Annotated in this window: 18 protein-coding genes and 1 riboswitch; of the genes, 10 read left to right on the plus strand and 8 right to left on the minus strand. The window is 68.5% G+C overall.

The window, feature by feature from the left end:
* Positions 1-22 precede the first annotated feature (22 nt).
* Positions 23-964: an MBL fold metallo-hydrolase gene (locus AC1KAR_RS14985; protein WP_480319053.1), complete on the minus strand. Its 942-nt coding sequence runs from the start codon at positions 962-964 to the stop codon at positions 23-25.
* Positions 965-975: 11 nt separating this feature from the next.
* On the minus strand, positions 976-2,157 hold the full coding sequence (locus AC1KAR_RS14990) for a YbfB/YjiJ family MFS transporter (RefSeq protein ID WP_480319055.1): 1,182 nt from the start codon (positions 2,155-2,157) through the stop codon (positions 976-978).
* A 155-nt stretch (positions 2,158-2,312) separates the two neighbouring features.
* Here AC1KAR_RS14990 and AC1KAR_RS14995 point away from each other — a divergent pair, with 155 nt between their 5' ends.
* Positions 2,313-3,203 (plus strand): transglutaminase-like domain-containing protein, encoded by an 891-nt coding sequence (locus tag AC1KAR_RS14995; RefSeq protein ID WP_480319057.1) that lies wholly within the window; start codon positions 2,313-2,315, stop codon positions 3,201-3,203.
* Here the strand turns inward: AC1KAR_RS14995 and AC1KAR_RS15000 are convergent.
* Together AC1KAR_RS15000 and AC1KAR_RS15005 are read right to left on the minus strand one after the other, a co-directional pair.
* Complete coding sequence (locus tag AC1KAR_RS15000; protein ID WP_480319059.1) at positions 3,187-3,990, minus strand: HAD-IIB family hydrolase; 804 nt, start codon at positions 3,988-3,990, stop codon at positions 3,187-3,189. The two genes, AC1KAR_RS14995 and AC1KAR_RS15000, sit on opposite strands and share 17 nt — an antisense overlap.
* A gap of 29 nt (positions 3,991-4,019) precedes the next feature.
* A complete protein-coding gene (locus AC1KAR_RS15005) occupies positions 4,020-5,258 on the minus strand; it encodes an MFS transporter (RefSeq protein ID WP_480319061.1) in 1,239 nt (412 codons plus the stop codon).
* Between the two features lie 140 nt (positions 5,259-5,398).
* Positions 5,399-5,482, plus strand: a riboswitch (S-adenosyl-L-homocysteine riboswitch).
* Positions 5,483-5,565: 83 nt separating this feature from the next.
* On the opposite strand from AC1KAR_RS15005, the gene ahcY reads away from it, so the two are divergent.
* From ahcY to AC1KAR_RS15025, 4 genes are all read left to right on the plus strand, one after another.
* On the plus strand, positions 5,566-6,993 hold the full coding sequence (ahcY, locus tag AC1KAR_RS15010; RefSeq protein ID WP_480319062.1) for an adenosylhomocysteinase: 1,428 nt from the start codon (positions 5,566-5,568) through the stop codon (positions 6,991-6,993).
* Positions 6,994-7,124: 131 nt separating this feature from the next.
* Positions 7,125-7,892: a TlyA family RNA methyltransferase gene (locus AC1KAR_RS15015; protein ID WP_480319064.1), complete on the plus strand. Its 768-nt coding sequence runs from the start codon at positions 7,125-7,127 to the stop codon at positions 7,890-7,892.
* A gap of 96 nt (positions 7,893-7,988) precedes the next feature.
* The gene (gene metF / locus AC1KAR_RS15020) at positions 7,989-8,843 is read left to right on the plus strand and encodes a methylenetetrahydrofolate reductase [NAD(P)H] (RefSeq protein ID WP_480319066.1); all 855 of its coding nucleotides are present in this window, start codon (positions 7,989-7,991) and stop codon (positions 8,841-8,843) included.
* An 80-nt stretch (positions 8,844-8,923) separates the two neighbouring features.
* Positions 8,924-10,201 (plus strand): M16 family metallopeptidase, encoded by a 1,278-nt coding sequence (locus AC1KAR_RS15025; protein ID WP_480319068.1) that lies wholly within the window; start codon positions 8,924-8,926, stop codon positions 10,199-10,201.
* A 41-nt stretch (positions 10,202-10,242) separates the two neighbouring features.
* Here the strand turns inward: AC1KAR_RS15025 and AC1KAR_RS15030 are convergent, their stop codons facing one another.
* Entirely contained in the window at positions 10,243-10,680 is a 438-nt protein-coding gene (locus AC1KAR_RS15030) for a YciI family protein (RefSeq protein WP_480319070.1), read from the minus strand.
* Positions 10,681-10,793: 113 nt separating this feature from the next.
* Positions 10,794-11,375 (minus strand): 5-formyltetrahydrofolate cyclo-ligase, encoded by a 582-nt coding sequence (locus tag AC1KAR_RS15035; protein WP_480319072.1) that lies wholly within the window; start codon positions 11,373-11,375, stop codon positions 10,794-10,796.
* Positions 11,376-11,451: 76 nt separating this feature from the next.
* Between AC1KAR_RS15035 and glk the strand changes: the two genes are divergently transcribed.
* Together glk and AC1KAR_RS15045 are read left to right on the plus strand one after the other, a co-directional pair.
* The gene (gene glk, locus AC1KAR_RS15040) at positions 11,452-12,429 is read left to right on the plus strand and encodes a glucokinase (protein ID WP_480319074.1); all 978 of its coding nucleotides are present in this window, start codon (positions 11,452-11,454) and stop codon (positions 12,427-12,429) included.
* 10 nt (positions 12,430-12,439) lie between these two features.
* Positions 12,440-12,790: a TfoX/Sxy family protein gene (locus tag AC1KAR_RS15045; RefSeq protein WP_480319076.1), complete on the plus strand. Its 351-nt coding sequence runs from the start codon at positions 12,440-12,442 to the stop codon at positions 12,788-12,790.
* On the opposite strand, the gene AC1KAR_RS15050 is transcribed toward AC1KAR_RS15045, so the two are convergent.
* Positions 12,676-13,077: a DUF2917 domain-containing protein gene (locus AC1KAR_RS15050; RefSeq protein WP_480319078.1), complete on the minus strand. Its 402-nt coding sequence runs from the start codon at positions 13,075-13,077 to the stop codon at positions 12,676-12,678. The genes AC1KAR_RS15045 and AC1KAR_RS15050 overlap by 115 nt on opposite strands.
* 104 nt (positions 13,078-13,181) lie before the next feature.
* On the opposite strand from AC1KAR_RS15050, the gene AC1KAR_RS15055 reads away from it, so the two are divergent.
* Positions 13,182-14,138, plus strand: a complete 957-nt coding sequence (locus AC1KAR_RS15055; RefSeq protein ID WP_480319080.1) for a LysR family transcriptional regulator — start codon at positions 13,182-13,184, stop codon at positions 14,136-14,138.
* 24 nt (positions 14,139-14,162) lie between these two features.
* On the opposite strand, the gene AC1KAR_RS15060 is transcribed toward AC1KAR_RS15055, so the two are convergent.
* On the minus strand, positions 14,163-14,726 hold the full coding sequence (locus AC1KAR_RS15060) for a 5-formyltetrahydrofolate cyclo-ligase (RefSeq protein WP_480319438.1): 564 nt from the start codon (positions 14,724-14,726) through the stop codon (positions 14,163-14,165).
* Between the two features lie 18 nt (positions 14,727-14,744).
* Here AC1KAR_RS15060 and AC1KAR_RS15065 point away from each other — a divergent pair, with 18 nt between their 5' ends.
* Positions 14,745-16,799, plus strand: a complete 2,055-nt coding sequence (locus AC1KAR_RS15065; RefSeq protein WP_480319082.1) for a lytic transglycosylase domain-containing protein — start codon at positions 14,745-14,747, stop codon at positions 16,797-16,799.
* A gap of 122 nt (positions 16,800-16,921) precedes the next feature.
* Complete coding sequence (locus AC1KAR_RS15070; RefSeq protein ID WP_480319084.1) at positions 16,922-17,602, plus strand: glutathione S-transferase family protein; 681 nt, start codon at positions 16,922-16,924, stop codon at positions 17,600-17,602.
* The last annotated feature ends 248 nt before the right edge of the window (positions 17,603-17,850 follow it).

The following is a 17,850-nucleotide window of genomic DNA, read 5'->3' on the forward strand; positions in this document are numbered from 1 at the left end:
CGTCGGTCCTTCCGGTGCGGTGTCATGTCGAGGCGGCATAGCCTACATCGGTGCGCAGCAGAGCACCGGCCGCAACCAGCTCGTCGGCAATCGACAGGCCCCATTCGGCAGGAGCAGGCGACTCGCTCTGCCCTGCCTGCCGCCACACGGCGGCGAACAGCGGGGTACGGTCGACCCACTCGCGCAGCTGGGCCGTGCTGAGGCTTCTCATCTCCAGCAAGTGGTAGCTCACGAGCACCTTGGCCGCGTAGCGTGCATGCCTCATCGGGTCAGCCACGAAACCATCCAGCCGCCTGCGGGCACGCGCCAGCGCCCCCGCCACATCGGTGAATGGCGCGCCGTGGCCCGGCACCACCACCTGCACCGGCAGCGCTTCGATCAGGTCGAGCACGAAGGCCACGTCGTGGAAGGCGCGCTCGCCTTCGAGCTCCGGGAAGACGACGCCGAAGCCGTTCTCCCACAGCGCATCGGCCGAGATCAGCAGGCCGCTGGCGGCGTCGAAGAACACCAGCGAGTCGGGATCGTGCCCGGGCGCGCCGAGCACCTCGAAGCGCCGGCCGCCCGCGTGCCACGCATCACCCGGCGCCACGATGCCGGCGATGCTGAAGCGCTCGCAGAGCTGGCCGGTGGGCTCGTAGCTCAGAGCCACCTCGTCCCAGCGCCGCACGGCCTCGGCCTGCCCGGGCGGGATGAAGACGGGTGCCCCGAAGGCGCGCTGCAGGCTCGCATTGCCGCCGCAGTGGTCCGAGTGCAGGTGCGTGTTGACGATGCAATCGAGCCGCGCACCCGCGAGCGCGTGCCGCACGAGCGCCACGGTCTGCTCAGCGTGGGTCACGTGGCCGCTGTCGACGAGCACCGCGCCGCGCTCGTCACCACGCGCATGGATCAGCACATTGTTCGATGACAGCCAGCCGCGCTCCAGCACGGTGATGCCATCGAGGGCGGGGTGGGAAGTCGCGGCCATGGCCCCGGACCTTACCCGTTTGGCGTGGCTTGCGGCAGCGGCTTTTGCCACCAGGCCACCAACGCACCCGCCGCCAGCACCGCGGCCGACACGGCCAGGCCGCTGCGCAGGCCGCCCGCGCCATCGGCCAAGCCGCCCACCAGGCTCGGGCCGACGATCTGGCCGGCCGCAAAGACGGTGGTGAACGCCGCGATGCCGCTCGACCACGCCGCAGCAGGTAGGTTGTGCCGCACCAGCGCAGTGGTCGAGGCCACCACCGACAGGAACACCGAGCCGAACAGGATGCCCGAGGCGAACACCGCCACCGGGTGCGCGCTCAGCACCGGCAGCAGCGTGGCCACCGCGAGCAGCGCGTTGAGCGTTGCCATCGGCTGCCCGCCACGAAAACGCTGCAACAGGCCGGCCCACAGCCACGACGAGGCAACCACTCCCAGGCCGAGCAGGGCGTAGAAGATCGTGATGAGGCCACTGCCCAGGTGCTGCTCTCGCAGGAGCGTCACCACGAAGGTCATGTAGCCGATATAGCCCAGGCCAAACAGAAAGTAGGACAGCAGCCCGCAGGCAAAGCGCGGCCAGCCGAAGGGGCTGCGTGCTCTCGGGCCGCCGCCGCCCGCATGCAGCGCGCGTGTCGCGGCTGCGGTGATGCCCGTGGCGAGCAAGGCCGCGGCCCCCAGCGCCACCCACGCCACGCGCCAGGCATGCGCGATGTCGGCCGCAATGACCGGCGGCACCAGCAGGGCCGACGCCACGATGCCCACGCCCGTGCCGCCGTAGTAGATCCCGAGCACCAGCCCGGCCGGTGCCCCGCTCAGGTGTGCGGCCAGGAGGCCGCCGGAGACGAAGGTGGCCGCACTGGCCACACCGGTCAGGAATCGCAGCGCGTACAAAGCTGCGTCCCCCTGAACGAGCCCGTGCGCCGCGAGCAGGGCCGCCGCCGCCACGCTGCCGCCCAACATCAGGCGCCGCGCATCGAATCGCGCCAAGGCGGCAGGCATCAGCAGCGCACCGGCGAGGTAGCCCGCGGCGTTGACGGTGTTCATGGCGCCGGCGGTGAGGTAGCTCCAGCCCAGGTCCGCGCGCATCGGCGGCAGGAGCAGTGCGTACGAGAAGCGGGCCAGGCCGAGCGACACCGCCGCTGCCAAGGCAATGGCCGACGCGATCAGCAGAGGGCGAGGGTGCGGCGTGGCTTGCATGGGGTGCGAGCGATTGTGCCCAGATGAACTCAAGCGCGCTTTGCGTAGCCGGCATGCACGTTCCTTGTGCATGGTCGCGGGCCGTGGTGTTCTCCTACGCTCGCATCGGCCTTGCGCCGATGGGCGCGTGTGGCGGTGGCGGATTCAATCACGCCATGACCACCGCCACACTCCCCACCCCCACCCGCCCGACCGCGGCCCGACCGATCACCACCAGCGCACCTGGCACGCAGACCGCCGAAGCTCAGGCGGCGACGATGCCGGTGTTCGAGATCGATTGCGAACTGCACTACGAGCTGAGCGGCACCTGCGACTTCCTGTTCCAGGTGCATGCCCTGCATGGCGCGGGGCAGCAGGTGCTCAGCGAATCGCTCACCGTGCAGCCACAGCGGCCGGTGCATGTGTACCGAGACCCCACGGTGCACCACCGCTTCGCCCGCGTGCATGCCGAAGCCGGCCCCTTCAGCCTGCACTACACCGCCCGCGTGCAGCGGCTGCCGCAGCGCGATCACAGCAAGGCGACCGAGGCCGAGATCGCCGAATTGCCCGACGATCTTCTGCACAACCTGATGCCCACGCGCTACTGCGAATCCGACCTGCTCTCGCACGCCGCCATCAAGCTCTTCGGCGCACTGCCGCGCGGGTACTCGCGGGTGCAGGCCATCGCCGACTGGATTCACGAGAACGTCGATTACCAACTCGGCGCCAGCACCGCCACCACCACCGCGTGCGATGTGTTCCGCCAGCGCGCCGGGGTGTGCCGAGATTTTTCGCACCTCGCGGTCACCTTCTGCCGCGCGCTCAACATCCCGGCCCGCCTGGTGGTGGGCTACGCGCCCTTCGAAGACCCGCCCCCCGACTTCCACGCCGTGTTCGAGGCGTGGCTCGGTGGCGAGTGGGTGATGTTCGACGCGACGCGGATGTCGCCGCTCGATCAGCTCGTGCGCATCGCCGTCGGCCGTGACGCCAAGGACGTGGCCTTCGCGACCATCTTCGGCCCCGCCGTCATGACAAGCATGGCGCCGCTGATCAGGCCTTTGAAGTAACGATCGATCGCGCCACTTCGGCAAAACCGGCGCCGCGCTCGCCGTCTGTCATGAACGATGGCCAGGTGCCGAGTTGCGCCGCGAACTCGCGCAGGTTGGCCACGCCCACACTGAGCGGGAAGTGGCCGAACATCAGCTGGTCGTTGGTCGAGTCGCCCACATAGACCCAGTGTTCGGTCTCGTCGTCGAGGCGACGGCCCAGCAGGCGCGGCACGATCCAGCGCGCACCCGAGAGCTTGGTGTGGGCACCGAACCAGCCGTTGATGTGGATGGAACTCACGGTGGCCGTCATGCCTTCCTCGTGCATCAGCGCCACCACGCGCTCGATGCCGGCGTCGTCGAGGTGGGCGAACTCGCTGTGGTCGACCGCGATGTCGGTCACGCGGCCCGCGCTATCTTGCGCCAGCGTCGCACCCGGCACCTCGCGCAGCACGCGTTGCGCCACCTCGCGCAGGCGGCGGCCGTTGTCGGCCCGCGTGGCCTCGTCCTGCGCGTACTCTATACGCAGCTCACCGCCGTCGCGAAACAAGGCCACCGCACCGTTCTCTGCCACGATGGCGGTGATGGGCCAATCGCGCGCAAAGGGTTGGCTCCATCCCATCGGACGGCCCGTGATGGCAATCACCGGCAGGCCGGCGGATTGCAAATCGGCCAGCGCGTGCAGCGCATCGGGCGTGATGGCACCGGCGGTGGTGAGGGTGTCGTCGATGTCGGTGAGCACACCCACGACCGCACGCGCTTTCGAAAGCGGCAGGGCCGACCAGGGGAGGACATGAGCAGGGCGCATGCGTGTGATTGTGCGAGCGCGACCGAGTGTCAGGCCGGCACGGCCTCGACCGGCGTACGCGGCCCAGGCGGCCGCGCGACGGCAAACGCGCATTGCACGATACCGGCCGCCAGCCCCACGCCCACGCCGACCTGCCAGGCCAGGTTGTACGAACCCAGCGCGTCGTAGATCAGGCCACCGCCGTAGGCCCCGACGAAGCTGCCGACCTGGTGGCTCATGAAGGCGACGCCACCCAGCATGGCCTGCCAGCGCACGCCGAAGGTCTCGCTGATCGAGCCCGCCACCAGCGGCCCGACACCGAGCCACAGAAAGCCCATGATCGCGGCGAAGACGAGCGTGCTCGCAGGCGTGGGCAAGGTCATGAAGTACCACGCGATGCCGATCGAGCGCAGCACGTAGATGCTGCCCAGCAGCAGCAGCTTGTTCCAGCGCCCCCCGGCCCAGCCGAAGAACAGGCTGCCTAGCACGTTGAAGCCACCGATCACGCCGAGCGCCTGGGCGCTGAGCATCGGGTCCATGCCGCACAGCGCGAGGTACGACGGCAGGTGTGTCGTCAGAAAGATGAGCTGCATGCCGCACACGAAGTACGCCGCCGTCATCACCACGAACGGCGGGTGGCGCAGCGCGTCGCGCGTCATCGCGCCGGCGCTCTTGTTGTCGTCGCCGCTGGGCGAAGGCGGCATGGGCAAGGTGTCGGCGCGGCCGGCGTACCAGGCGGCGGGCAGGATCACGAGCGAGAGCACGATGAAGCCGAGCAAGCCAACCCGCCAGCCCTGCGCCTGAGCGAGCGCCTGGCCGAGCGGTGCGGCCATCAGCGCACCCAGGGAGCCGGCGGCCGACACGATGCCCAGCACCGAGCTGCGCATCGCCGCCGACACCGCGCGCGAGGCCACCGCCATCGCGAACGCCGGGCCGGTGACGGCCATCGAGGCGCCGATCGCCACGCCCGCGCCGAGCAGCACGGCGACGAAACCGTGCGCGGTAACGAGCAGCGTGAGGCCGATCACATAGAGCACGGCTCCACTCAGCATCAGCCGCTTGAAGCCCACGCGCAGCGCCCAGGCGCCCGCCACCGGTTGCAGGAAACCCCAGGCGAGGTTTTGCACTGCGATGGCGAGGGTGAAGTCCGACACCGAGATGCCCACATCCTGCGTGAGCGGCGGCATGAAGATGCCCAGACTCTGGCGCAGGCCCATGGCCAGGCTGAGCATCAGCGAGGCGCCGACGAGGATGGGCAAGGCAGGGCCGAGTGCGCGCAGCTTGCTCATGGTGTCTCCGGTGTTGTAGTGACGCGCAAGCTACGCCGATCGCTGAAGGGCCGTTGTCGCCTCGGCGATACCCCCTTGGCCGGGCGGGATGCGCAATCCGACCTGGAACCGACACAGACGGTGAACTACAATCCGCCCCACTTTCCGAGGAGCGTTGCAAGGCACCCCCAGCATGGCGTGGTGCCCCAGGCTCGGAAATCTTCTTGCAACCGCGCTCACCCGCACGACAGTCCTCGTGGGTGAGTGGTGTATGTCTCCCATCCCCATCTGTGCTGCGTGCGGGTTCCTTCATTGACCGGAGCCCGACATGAACGCCGTTCTCAAACCTTCTCAAGACAACGCCATCCGCGACCTCTCGCTCGCCGACTGGGGCCGCAAAGAGATCAAGATCGCCGAAAGCGAGATGCCCGCGCTGATGGCCATCCGCACCGAGTACGCCAAGACCCAGCCGCTCAAGGGCGCGCGCGTCACCGGCTCGCTGCACATGACCATCCAGACCGCGGTGCTGGTCGAGACCCTGCAAGCCCTGGGCGCCGAAGTGCGCTGGGCCTCGTGCAACATCTTCTCGACGCAAGACCACGCCGCCGCCGCGCTCGTGGCCGCCGGCACCCCCGTGTTCGCGCACAAGGGCGAGACGCTCACCGAGTACTGGGACTTCACCCACCGCATCTTCGACTTCGGCCCCAAGGGCTCGGCCGGCGAAGGCCCGAACATGATCCTGGACGACGGCGGCGACGCCACGCTGCTGATGATCCTGGGCAAGAAGGCCGAGAAGGACGCCTCCGTCATCGCCAACCCGACCAGCGAAGAAGAGACCTGCCTCTTTGCCGCCATCAAGGCCAAGCTGGCCGAAGACCCGACCTGGTACAGCCGCAAGTCGGCCCAGATCATCGGCGTGACCGAAGAGACCACCACCGGCGTGCACCGCCTGAAGGAAATGAGTGCCAAGGGCACCCTGCCCTTCCGCGCCATCAACGTGAACGACAGCGTCACCAAGAGCAAGTTCGACAACCTCTACGGCTGCCGTGAATCGCTGGTCGACGGCATCAAGCGCGCCACCGACGTGATGGTCGCCGGCAAGATCGCTGTCGTGGCCGGCTACGGCGACGTGGGCAAGGGTTCGGCCCAGGCCCTGCGCGCCCTGAGCGCCCAGGTGTGGGTCACCGAGATCGACCCGATCAACGCGCTGCAGGCCTGCATGGAAGGCTACCGCGTGGTCACGATGGAATGGGCGGCCGACAAGGCCGACATCTTCGTCACCACCACCGGCAACAAGGACGTCATCACCCACGACCACATGAAGGCGATGAAGAACAACGCCATCGTGTGCAACATCGGCCACTTCGACAACGAGATCCAGGTCGCGTCGCTCGAGAAGTACGAGTGGGAAGAGATCAAGCCGCAGGTCGATCACGTGATCTTCCCGGACGGCAAGCGCATCATCATGCTGGCCAAGGGCCGCCTGGTGAACCTGGGCTGCGGCACGGGCCACCCGAGCTACGTGATGAGCTCCAGCTTCGCCAACCAGACCATCGCGCAGATCGAGCTCTACACGCACCCCGATTCGTACGACATCGGCAAGGTCTACGTGCTGCCCAAGCACCTCGACGAGAAGGTCGCCCGCCTGCAGCTGACCACGCTGAACGCGCAGCTGACCGAGTTGACCGAGGAGCAGGCCGCCTACATCGGCGTGCCGAAGCAAGGTCCGTACAAGCCCGACACGTATCGGTACTGAGCCCCCCAGTCGCTGGCGCTCCTGCCCCCGAGGGGCGCCACCCTGCGGACCGGCGAAGCCGGCTCCGCGGGTGTTGCTTGATGTCGGGCTTGTCGCTGCGCGACTTGCCCGAACCTTTGATCGGATCTTCCATGCGGGCTGACCAGCTTCTTCTTCAGATGGGCCTCGCGCCCACCCGCTCGGCCGCCACGCGGCTGATCGAGCGCGGCGCCGTGCGCTGGCTCGGCCCCAAGGGCTGGGCCGTCGTCAACAAGGCGGGGCTCGATGTGCCCGAGGGCTGCGAGATCGAGATCACCGACGACGCGGAGCTGCGCTTCGTGTCGCGCGGCGGGCTCAAGCTCGAAGGAGCGCTGAAGCACTGCGGCATTGATGTCACCGGCTTCACCTGCCTCGACCTGGGCCAGAGCACGGGCGGCTTCACCGATGCATTGCTGCAAGGCGGTGCCGCGCGGGTGGTCGGCATCGACGTGGGGCACGGGCAGTTGCACCCGAAGCTCGCGGGCGACGAGCGCGTGGCGAGCTACGAGGGCATCAACGCGCGCGACGTGGCTGGCAGCGCCTTTGCGGCCGAGCACGCCGAGCACAGCTTCGACTTCGTCACCGCCGACCTGTCGTTCATCACCTCCACGCACGTGTTGCCCACGATGGTGACCTACCTCAAGCCCGGCGGTCACCTGCTGCTGCTGGTCAAGCCGCAGTTCGAGTTGCAGCCCGCGCAGATCGGCAAGGGCGGCATCGTGAAAGACAAGGCGCATTTCGTCGAAGTCGAGAACCGCATGTGGCAGGCCAGCAAGGCGCTGGGCTTGAAGGTGCAGAAGTATTTCCAGAGCCCCATCCAGGGTGGCAACGGCAACACCGAGTTCTTCGTGTGGGCGAAGCAGCCCGCGCAGGCCGAGTAAGACAACGCGTACGCACGCCACCCACCGATCAGGCTGACCTTCGATACCTCAGCCCGAACGGGTTGTGGTCTGACATGAGTTAAGTAAAGGTTCCGCATGAGCACAACCCCACTCCCGCTCAGCCTGGAGTTCTTCCCCCCCAAGACGCCCGAGGGCGTGGCCAAGCTCGCGGCGGTGCGCCAGAAGCTCTACGCACTCAAGCCGCAGTTCTGCTCCGTCACCTACGGCGCAGGCGGCTCCACGCAAGACGGCACCTTCGCCGCGGTGCGCGACATCCTGGCCGAAGGCGTGGACGCGGCCTCGCACTTCACCTGCATCGGCGCAAGCCGCGAATCGGTGACCGAGAAGCTCGCGCAGTTCAAGGCCGCCGGCATCAAGCGCCTGGTGGCGCTGCGCGGTGATTTGCCGAGCGGCTACGGTGCAGCATCGGGTGGCTGGGGCGAGTTCCGCTACGCGTCCGACCTGATCGAGTTCATCCGCGCGCAGACGGGCAATCACTTTCACATCGAGGTGGCGTCCTACCCCGAGATGCACCCGCAGGCGCGTTCGCCGCAAGACGACCTGAACGCCTACCTCGCCAAGGTGCGCGCCGGGGCCAACTCGTCGATCACGCAGTTCTTCTTCAACGCCGATGCGTACTTCCGCTTCGTCGACGAGTCGCGCAAGCTCGGCGCCGACATCCCGGTGATCCCCGGCATCATGCCAATCACCAATTCGTCGGGGATCATCCGCTTCGCCGACAACTCGGGCGCCGAGATCCCGCGCTGGATGCGCCTGCGTTTGCAAAGCTACGGCGACGATGTCGAGTCGATCAAGGCCTTCGGCCTCGACGTGGTGACCGCACTGTGCGAGAAGCTCATCGCCGGTGGCGTGCCGGCACTGCACCTGTACACGATGAACCAGTCGGTGGCGCCGCTCGAGGTCTGCAAGCGGCTCGGCCTGCACCGCTGATCCGCACGACCACAACTGAGCGCGATCCCTCGGGCGGGAGGACACTACACGCTTCTGCCCCCTCCGCGCCCGACCTCACCTTGAGCACTACAACCCGCCTGCACACGCTCCACACCCTGACGAACGGCCTGCGCATCGTCGCCATCCCCATGCCCTGGCGGCAGACGGTGAGCCTGAGCGTCTTCGTGCGCACCGGCAGCCTGCACGAGACGCGAGCGCAGAGCGGCATCAGCCATGTGGTGGAGCACATGGCGTTCAAGGGCACGGCCACGCGCGACTGCCAGCACATCAACCTCGACGCCGAGCGCCTGGGTGCCGAGGTCAACGCGCACACCGACAAGGACCACACCGCCTTTCACATCGAAGGCCTGCCGCACGACCTTCCGACCTTCGTCGCGCAGATCGCCGACATCGTTCGCCACAGCACCTTCCCGGCCGACGAATTGGAGCGCGAGCGCCAGGTGATCCAGCACGAGTACACCGAGTTCGAGGAAGACCCGGTCAATATCGCCTTCGATCTGTTCGACAAGGCGAGCTACGGCGACCAGCACGCCGCAGGGCGGCCGGTGATCGGCAACCGCGCGAACCTCAAGCGCTTCACCCGCGACGACCTGCTCACCTACGTGCAGCGGCAGTACACCGCGTGCAACGTGGTGGTGGCCGCTGCCGGCCCGGTGGACGAGGCCGCGCTGGTGGCCGCCGCCGAGCGCGCGTTCGGCGACATGCCGCACGGCGAACCCAACACCGTGCCGCCGCCCGCATGGCACGGCGGCGTGAAGCTGCGGCGCCTGTCAGGCAGCGCGCAGTGCCAGATCGTGATGGGCTACGAAGCCCCGCCGCTCACCGACGACACGCACATCGCCTGGGTGCTTGCCGCCGCGCTGCTCGGCGAGGGCATGAGTTCACCGCTGCTCGACGAGATCCGCGAACGCCGCGGCCTGGCCTACCAGGTCGGCTGCTCGGCCGATGTGTACCCGCTCGCGAGCCAGTTCGTGATCGACGGCGCCACGGAGCCGCAACACGGCGCGGCCTTCATCAGCGAAGTGGCCCGGCTGCTGCGCCAGCATGCCGACGAGACCGATGCGGTAGGCCTGGAGCGCGCCCGCAACCAGATCAGCGTGCGGGCGCTGCGAGCGCTGGAGCAACCGGCCAAACGCATCGAAGTGGCGGCGCAGGAGTTGTTCACTTTCGGTCGCATGCGCGACCCCGGCGAATGGCTGGCCCGGCTGCGCGCCGTGAGCGCGGGCGAAGTCCGGGCGGTGTTCCAGCTCATGCTCGCCAGCCGCGCGGCCGTGGGCCTGGCGGGCAGCGTGCCAGCCCGGCTGAAGGAGCACGCCACGGAGCTCGTGGCGCGCTGACGCCGGCCTGGGCCTCGGACAGGCCCGGCCCGAAGAATGGCTCAGCCGCCCTTGGCCGACTGGCCTTCCAGCTGCTTGCGCAGCCGGTCTTCCTGCGCCTGCAGCTCGGGCGTGTAGGCCTCGCCGAAATCGGCTGCCTCGAAGAAGGGACGGATCTCGATCTCGGAATCGCTCTCCATGGGGTTCGGGCAACGCTTCACCCACTCGACGGCTTCGGCCATGTCCTTCACCTCCCAAACCCAATAGCCGGCGATCAGCTCCTTGGTCTCGGCGAAGGGGCCGTCGATCACCTGACGGCTCTTGCCCGAGAAGGCAACGCGCTTGCCGCGCGAACTCGGGTGCAGGCCGTCACCGCCCTTCATGATGCCGGCGTTGACGAGCTCTTCGTTGTACTTCCCCATCGCGGCCAGCATCTCGGTGCTGGGCATCTTGCCGGCTTCGGATTCGGGGCTGGCCTTCACGATCACCATCACGCGCATGTTCGTTCTCCTGGGTTGAGTTGACGGGCCCGGGACACTCGCGAGCTCTGATCACACGACGCGCGAGACGGCCCGGATTCGACGCGCGCCTGCAGACTTTTCCTGAGAGCCGGTCAGGCCATCGGCCGCTGCCACATCACGCCCTCTTCGGTGATCATCACATCCACCGTCAGGTCGTCGGGCTGCGCTCGCAGCAGCGGCAAGAAGCCGTGCGCGTACCCCACGCCAATGGTGAGCGGGCGCGGGTTCAGGCTTTCAATCGTGCGGTCGTAGAAGCCGCCGCCATAGCCCAGGCGCACACCACCGGCGCCGTAGCCCAGGCACGGCAGCACGAGGATCGCGGGCTTGAACTCGTCCGTGCCCTTGGGCTTGGGGATGTCGTGCGCGTCGAGCTCCATCGGGCAGCCGGGGAACCACACGTGGAAGCGCAGCTCGCCGGTGCTGCGGTCGGACACCGGCAGGCCGATGCGGCGCGGCGAACCCTCGGGCCCGCCCTCGCTCCAGCGAAACAGCGCGGGCAGCGGGTCAAACTCGCCCTTGATCGGCCAATAGGCTCCGATGCTCGATTCGCGCCGCGTGACGAGCCAGGTGCGCAGCACGCTTTGCAGCTGCACGGCGAGTTCGAGCCGGTCGGGCAAGGCCTGGCGTTGGGCGATGAGCTTGTCACGCAGGGCTTTGCGCTCGTCTGGGGTCATTCGGGGCTCCCGTCGGTTTTGTTGGCGGCGCCCGGATTGTGCAATCAGGCCACGGCCGGCACACTCGGTCGCACCCATGAGCACAGACAACCACACCTACCCCCGCCTGCTCGGAGACATCGGCGGCACCAATGCGCGCCTGGCCTGGCAAGCCGATGCCCATGCCGCGCTAAGCCACATCACCACCTACCCCGCCGCCGAGCACGCCACGCTGCTGCACGCGATGCAGCAGCACCTGCGCGACCACGGGCTGCCGCAACCGCGCTGTTGCGCCGTCGGCATCGCCAACCCGGTGGTGGGTGACCGCGTGCAGATGACGAACCACGACTGGTCGTTTTCCATCTCCGAGATGCAGGCCGCGCTGGGCGTGGCGCGCTTTCTGGTCGTCAACGACTTCACGGCGCTCGCCCTCGCGCTGCCGCTGCTCAAGCCCGACGAGCGCGAGCCGGTGGGTGGCGGTGCCGCCGTGGCCGATGCGCCCATCGCGGTGATCGGGCCCGGCACCGGGCTGGGGGTGTCGGGCCTGGTACCCGACCCGCGCGGCCATGCCCTGCTGCCGATCGCCGGCGAAGGGGGGCACGTGACGCTCTCGGCGGCCGATGACCACGAAGACGCCGTAATCCGCGAACTGCGCCACCGCTTTGGCCATGCCTCGGCCGAGCGCGCGCTCTCCGGGCCGGGGCTGGTCAACCTGTACGACGCGGTGTGCATGCTTGCCGGCGCCACGCCGCAGTCGCTCGGCCCCGACGAGATCACTGCCGCCGCTCTGGCCGGCAGCGACACGCACTGCGTGCAAGCGGTGCAGGTGTTCTTCAGCCTGCTCGGCGGCGCGGCCGGCAACCTCGCGCTCACGCTGGGCGCGCGCGGCGGCGTCTACCTGGGTGGCGGGATCGTGCCGAGGCTCGGCGGGCTCATCCACAGCTCGCAGTTCCGCAGCCGCTTCGAGGCCAAGGGGCGCTTCGTGGGCTACCTGAGCGCGATCCCGGTCTACGTGGTCAAGGCAGCCGTGTCGCCCGCGCTGCGCGGGGCGTCACGCGCCCTGGACTGCCTTTGAGGCGCACGCCATGCCGGCCGGCTCCGAGTTCGCCACGCACTGCACCGAGCTGCTGAGCCCGCTGGGGCCGGTGCGCTCACGGCGCATGTTCGGCGGCCACGGTTTCTACGTGGACGAGCTCTTCATCGCGCTGGCCGCCGGGGATCGCCTGTACCTCAAGACCGACGCGCAGACGCGGCCGAGTTTCGAGGCTGCGGGCTGCGAGCCCTTCACCTACGAGGCGCGCGGTGAGCGGGTCAGCCTTGCTTACTGGACGGCGCCCGACGACGCAATGGAGTCGCCCATGCTGATGCGCCCCTGGGGCCGCCTCGCCATGGAGGCCGCACTGCGTGCGCGCAACACCAAGCCGGCCACGAAGTAGCGCAGCCCCACGCGATCGCAAGGCGGCACCAGGAGCTGAAAGCGCGCCTGGCTCCAGCCTTCGGCCACCCACTGGCTGCCCGAATCGAGCACCAGGCTGTCACCGGCCGACAGCCAGATGTCTTCGGCCGGCGACTCCAGCGTGCCCACGCGGGTGAGCCACACACGGCCTTCGGTGATGTGCAGTTCGCGGTCGCCCGGGCCGATGCCCAGGCGCAGGGCCTCGCCGGGCGCGACCGTCCAGAGGGCGCGAGACTGTTGCTTGGTGGTCATCAATGGCTGGCTCATGGTGCGGCTCCCGTATGTGTGTTGCGATGGGCTAGCAGGCAGAATAGATTCGCGCATCCTGGTCGTCCAATGAATTGCCAACAAGTGATTGACGCGTTTTGATCATGAATCAGTTCCGCCGCCGCCCCCTGTCCGTCGGGCCGATCCGGGCCTTCGAGTCGGTATCGCGCCACCTGAGCTTCCGCGCCGCCGCCGAGGAATTGAGCCTCACCCAGTCGGCCGTGAGCCGGCAGATCCAGTCGCTCGAAGACGACCTCGGCGTCACCTTGCTGCTGCGCGGCACGCGCAAGGTGGAGCTCACCCCGGAGGGCACGCTGTTCCTGCGCGCCCTCGCCCCGAGCCTGGCGCGCATCGACGCCAGCGTGCAGCAGATCCGGCAGTCGCGCGGGCGCCGCGTGGTGAGCGTGAACACCTTCGCCTCGTTCGGCTCGATGTGGGTGCTGCCACAGATGGAGGCCTTCCAGCGCGAGCACCCCGAGATCGACATCCGCGTGACCGCCACGGAAGCGCTCGTGAGCACCGCCGACCCCGAGTTCGACCTGATCCTGCGCTACACCGGGCGCAACAAGGTTCCGCCCGACGCGCTGCGCCTGTTCGGCGAGATCGTCACGCCGGTGATCAGCCCCTGGTTGGCCGACCAGATCCGCACCGGTGCCGCACCGCCGCTCTCGACGCCGGCCGATCTCGCCCGCCACACGGTGACGGAAGAAGACGACCCGCGCCCGGGGGCCGAGTACCTGAGCTGGCGCCACTGGCTGGCCCAGCAAGGCGCGCCCGAAGTCGAACCGCGGCGCTGGATCTACCTGAACTTCACCTTCCAGCAGGTGCAAAGCGCACTTGCGGGCCAGGCCGTGGCGCTGGCGCGCCTGCCGCTCGTGGCCGAGCAGCTGCAGCGTGGCGACCTGATCGAGCCCTTCGGCACGGCCGGGCGGGTGAGCAGCCCGATGGCCTACTGGATGATCACCATCGGCCAGAGCCGGCAGCGGCCGGAGGTCGATTCGTTCTGCCGTTGGGTGGAGACCCAGGCCGAGCAGACGCGCCAGGCAATCGGCGAACAATGATCCCGGCGCCGAGCCTCGTGTCCTTCAGCCGACCACGCCCCGCTCGGTGACCACGAACGCCAGGGGGTGGTCGTGCGGCTCGCCGGCGAACTCGGCTTCGCTCACTTCACCCACGGCCCACGCCACACCCACTGCGGTGACATGCGGGTGAGCGGCCAGCCAGCGATCGAAGTAGCCGCCGCCGTAGCCGAGGCGATAGCCTCCGGTGGTGAAACCCACGCAGGGAACCAGCACCACGTCGGGCACGACCGGCTTGCCGCTGGATGTGACGATGCCGCACTCGTCGCGCAGGCCGGCGTCCACACCGTCCCACTGGCGGTAGTGCATCTCGCGCGGTTCGCGGCGTGCGTAGGGCAACGCCAATGCAAAGGAAGTGGTCACCTTGTCGTCGGACCACAGCAGGCCTGCGTTAAATTCCGATCGAACCGGCCAGTAGGCGCCCAGGCAGTCGGGCTCCAAGGTGGCCAGCACGCCCGACACGTGGGCCGCGAGTGCGTCCTGCGCCTCGCGGCCTTCCACCGACACCACGAACCGCTCGCGCGATTCCAGCAAACGTTGACGCAGGGATTGGCGCGCAGGCAGGGTCATAGCCACACTGGAACATCGTTGATCAAGAAGATTTCGAATTCATTCTATGGGTCGCCCTGGGCGACGCATGCGCGCGCGGCGCTGTCGGTGCTCGCCGCCAGCATGGTGCTCAACAGCACGCCCGCGAGTGCGCAGACCGGCGATGCGGTGATCGTCGAGGCCCGCGAAGCGCTGCGCAAGAACGACCGGCCGCGCCTGGCCGCGCTGCGCAGCGCCGCGGCGTCCGAGCGCCACCCTCTCGCGCAATGGGTCGACTACTGGGAGCTGACCAACCGCCTGCCCACCGCCACGATCGACGAGGTCGAGGCGTTCTACAAGCGCTGGAACGGCACCTATGTCGAAGACCGCCTGCGCAACGACTGGCTGCTCGAACTCGGCCGCCGCGGCGACTACAAGGCCCTCGCCGCCGACTACCCGCGCTTTCGCATGAACGACGACCGCGAGGTGATCTGCTATGTGGCCTTGGCAGAAGCGCTCGACGGCAAGGACAACCGCAGCAGCGCGCGCGCCGCATGGTTGAACCAGCGCGATGCGGTCGATGGCTGCGCCAAGCTCGGCACCACCTTGTACGGCGCGCAGATCCTGAGCGAATCCGATGTCTGGCGACGTGCGCGGCTGGCGCTCGAGACGGGCCGCCCCCGCGTGGCACGCCAGGCCGCCCTGCTCGTCATGCCCGACGCCGCGGCCGATGTGGCCAACGCACTCGACACACCACCCAAGTACCTGGCCCGCGCCACGCCGCGTACACGCCAAGACAAGGAGCTCGTCACCCTCGCCCTGATGCGCCAGGCCGCGAGCGACCCCGACGCGGTGGCGGCCTCGCTCACCAGCCAATGGGAAGCCGACCTGCCGCGCGAACTCTCGGCCTGGGCCTGGGCCGCCGTGGCGAGGCAATCGGCGATCAAGCTGGCGCCCGAGGCGTCCAACTACTTCCAGCGTGCCGACCTGCTCGCCGCGCGCATGAACCCGCCCATCGAATGGCCCGACGAAACCCTCGCCTGGAAAGCACGGGCCGCCCTGCGCGCCAACGCCGGCAAGCCGCGCTGGCAGCAGGTGGTGCAGGCCATCAACGACATGAACCCGACCGACCAGCGCGACCCGACCTGGGTCTATTGGAAGGCGCGCGCCCTGCAGGCCCTGGCCACGGATTCGTCCGACGCCCCCGCCATGACCGCGCAGGCCAAGGAGATGTACGCGAGCATCGCCGGGCAGCTGCACTTCTACGGCCTGCTGGCCGCCGAAGAGCTCGGCCAGCCCCTGGCGCTGCCCCAGCCGCCGCAGCCCCCCAGCGACGACGAACGAAAGGCCGTCAACCGCGAGCCCGGCTTCGCGCGTGCCTCGCAACTCATCGGCCTGGGCCTGCGCAGCGAAGGCGTGCGTGAATGGAACTTCACGCTGCGCGGCATGGACGAGCGCGCGCTGATGGCGGCGTCGCAGTACGCCTGCGAGCGCGAGATCTGGCAGCAGTGCATCAACACCAGCGAACGCACGCGCACCGAGTTCAACGTGGCGCAGCGCTACCCCATGCCCTACAAGCGCGAGATCATCGGCAACGCGCGCGAGGCGGGCCTCGACCCGGCCTTCGTGTATGGGCTGGTGCGGCAGGAGTCGCGCTTCACGGCCGACATCCGCTCCAGCGCAGGCGCCGGCGGCCTGATGCAGCTCATGCCCGCCACTGCCCGCGAAACGGCCCGCAAGATCGGCATGCCCTTCAGCGCCGACCAGGTGACGCAGCCGAACGCGAACGTACGCCTGGGCACGGCCTACCTCGCCCGCGTGATGCAGGACTTCGAAGGCTCGCAGCTCCTGTCCGCCGCAGGCTACAACGCCGGCCCGAACCGCCCTCGCCGCTGGCGCGAAGGCCCGCCGGTCGAAGCCGCCATCTGGGCCGAGAACGTGCCCTTCAGCGAAACGCGCGACTACGTGAAGAAGGTGCTGGGCAATGCCGTCATCTACTCGGCACTGCTCGGCGGCTCGGAACCCGCCTCGGCAACACCGCTCAAGACCCGCCTCGGCCCGCCCGTGGCGCCGCGCGCGCCCACGGCACCGCCGGTGGACCGCTCGATTCCGTGATGCCGATGCTTTGACGCCGATGCGCGCGCGGCATCAATGCCGCGCGCAAGTCTCATCGCCGTGAGCGTCGCGCCGGCCTAGCATCGAACCACCTGCAACCCCGTCAGAGAGAAAGTGAAGCCATGCAGCTCTACATCGGCAACAAGAACTATTCGTCGTGGTCCATGCGCCCGTGGGTGCTGCTCACCCAGGCCGGCATTGCGTTCGAGGAGCGCATGGTGCGCTTCGACTCCTTCGACGCCGGCTCCGCGTTCAAGACCGAGCTCGCGCGCCTGAGCCCGGTCGGCAAGGTGCCGGTGCTGGTCGACGAAGGCTTCGCGATCTGGGACACGCTGGCCATTGCCGAGTACGTGGCCGAGAAGTACCCGAACAAGACGCTGTGGCCCACCGACGTGCAAGCCCGCGCCCGCGCACGCAGCGTGTGCGCCGAGATGCACTCCGGGTTCGGTGCGCTGCGCTCGCACTTCGGCATGAACGTCGAGGCCTCGTTGCCCGAGGTCGGCAAGAAGGTGCTAGCCGCGCAACCCCAGGCCCAGGCCGATCTCGCGCGCATCGTGCAGATGTGGAGCGAGCTGCTCGCCACGTACAAGGGGCCGATGCTCTTTGGCGAGTTCTCCATCGCGGATGCCTACTTCGCACCAGTGGTGAAGCGGATCGTGACGTACGGGTTGCCTGTGCCTGCGGTCGTTCAGGGCTATGTGGATCGCGTGCAGGCTTTGCCGGCGGTGGTGGCGTGGACGAAGGATGCGTTGGCGGAGGAGGATTTTTTGGCGTTCGAGGAGGACTACCGGACGTCGCGTTGAGCAGGTTTTGCTTTCGCATCGTGCGTTCGTTCGTCAGTCCGTCTGTTTGCTCGCATGCCACCGCCCGCTCAGCCTGAGGTATCGAAGGCGCGCGCCGCTTGTCGCGTGTCTTGTTCACTGGCGTGAGGCCGCGCCGGGGTTTCGGCCCGGCGGCCGAGTTACTTCTTTTGCTTCGCCAAAAGAAGTAACCAAGAAAAGGCGACCCTGCCTCCTCGGCCCTCGCTGGGCGAGGGCTGCCTTGCGCTGCT

It is taken from the genome of Piscinibacter sp. PDB1-1 (assembly GCF_056675995.1).

Coding starts and splice junctions, on each gene's coding strand:
- AC1KAR_RS14985 (WP_480319053.1), bottom strand. CDS start 964: ATGGCCGCGACTTCCCACCCCGCCCTCGATGGCATCACCGTGCTGGAG.
- AC1KAR_RS14990 (WP_480319055.1), bottom strand. CDS start 2,157: ATGCAAGCCACGCCGCACCCTCGCCCTCTGCTGATCGCGTCGGCCATT.
- AC1KAR_RS14995 (WP_480319057.1), top strand. CDS start 2,313: ATGACCACCGCCACACTCCCCACCCCCACCCGCCCGACCGCGGCCCGA.
- AC1KAR_RS15000 (WP_480319059.1), bottom strand. CDS start 3,990: ATGCGCCCTGCTCATGTCCTCCCCTGGTCGGCCCTGCCGCTTTCGAAA.
- AC1KAR_RS15005 (WP_480319061.1), bottom strand. CDS start 5,258: ATGAGCAAGCTGCGCGCACTCGGCCCTGCCTTGCCCATCCTCGTCGGC.
- ahcY (WP_480319062.1), top strand. CDS start 5,566: ATGAACGCCGTTCTCAAACCTTCTCAAGACAACGCCATCCGCGACCTC.
- AC1KAR_RS15015 (WP_480319064.1), top strand. CDS start 7,125: ATGCGGGCTGACCAGCTTCTTCTTCAGATGGGCCTCGCGCCCACCCGC.
- metF (WP_480319066.1), top strand. CDS start 7,989: ATGAGCACAACCCCACTCCCGCTCAGCCTGGAGTTCTTCCCCCCCAAG.
- AC1KAR_RS15030 (WP_480319070.1), bottom strand. CDS start 10,680: ATGCGCGTGATGGTGATCGTGAAGGCCAGCCCCGAATCCGAAGCCGGC.
- AC1KAR_RS15035 (WP_480319072.1), bottom strand. CDS start 11,375: ATGACCCCAGACGAGCGCAAAGCCCTGCGTGACAAGCTCATCGCCCAA.
- glk (WP_480319074.1), top strand. CDS start 11,452: ATGAGCACAGACAACCACACCTACCCCCGCCTGCTCGGAGACATCGGC.
- AC1KAR_RS15045 (WP_480319076.1), top strand. CDS start 12,440: ATGCCGGCCGGCTCCGAGTTCGCCACGCACTGCACCGAGCTGCTGAGC.
- AC1KAR_RS15050 (WP_480319078.1), bottom strand. CDS start 13,077: ATGAGCCAGCCATTGATGACCACCAAGCAACAGTCTCGCGCCCTCTGG.
- AC1KAR_RS15055 (WP_480319080.1), top strand. CDS start 13,182: ATGAATCAGTTCCGCCGCCGCCCCCTGTCCGTCGGGCCGATCCGGGCC.
- AC1KAR_RS15060 (WP_480319438.1), bottom strand. CDS start 14,726: ATGACCCTGCCTGCGCGCCAATCCCTGCGTCAACGTTTGCTGGAATCG.
- AC1KAR_RS15070 (WP_480319084.1), top strand. CDS start 16,922: ATGCAGCTCTACATCGGCAACAAGAACTATTCGTCGTGGTCCATGCGC.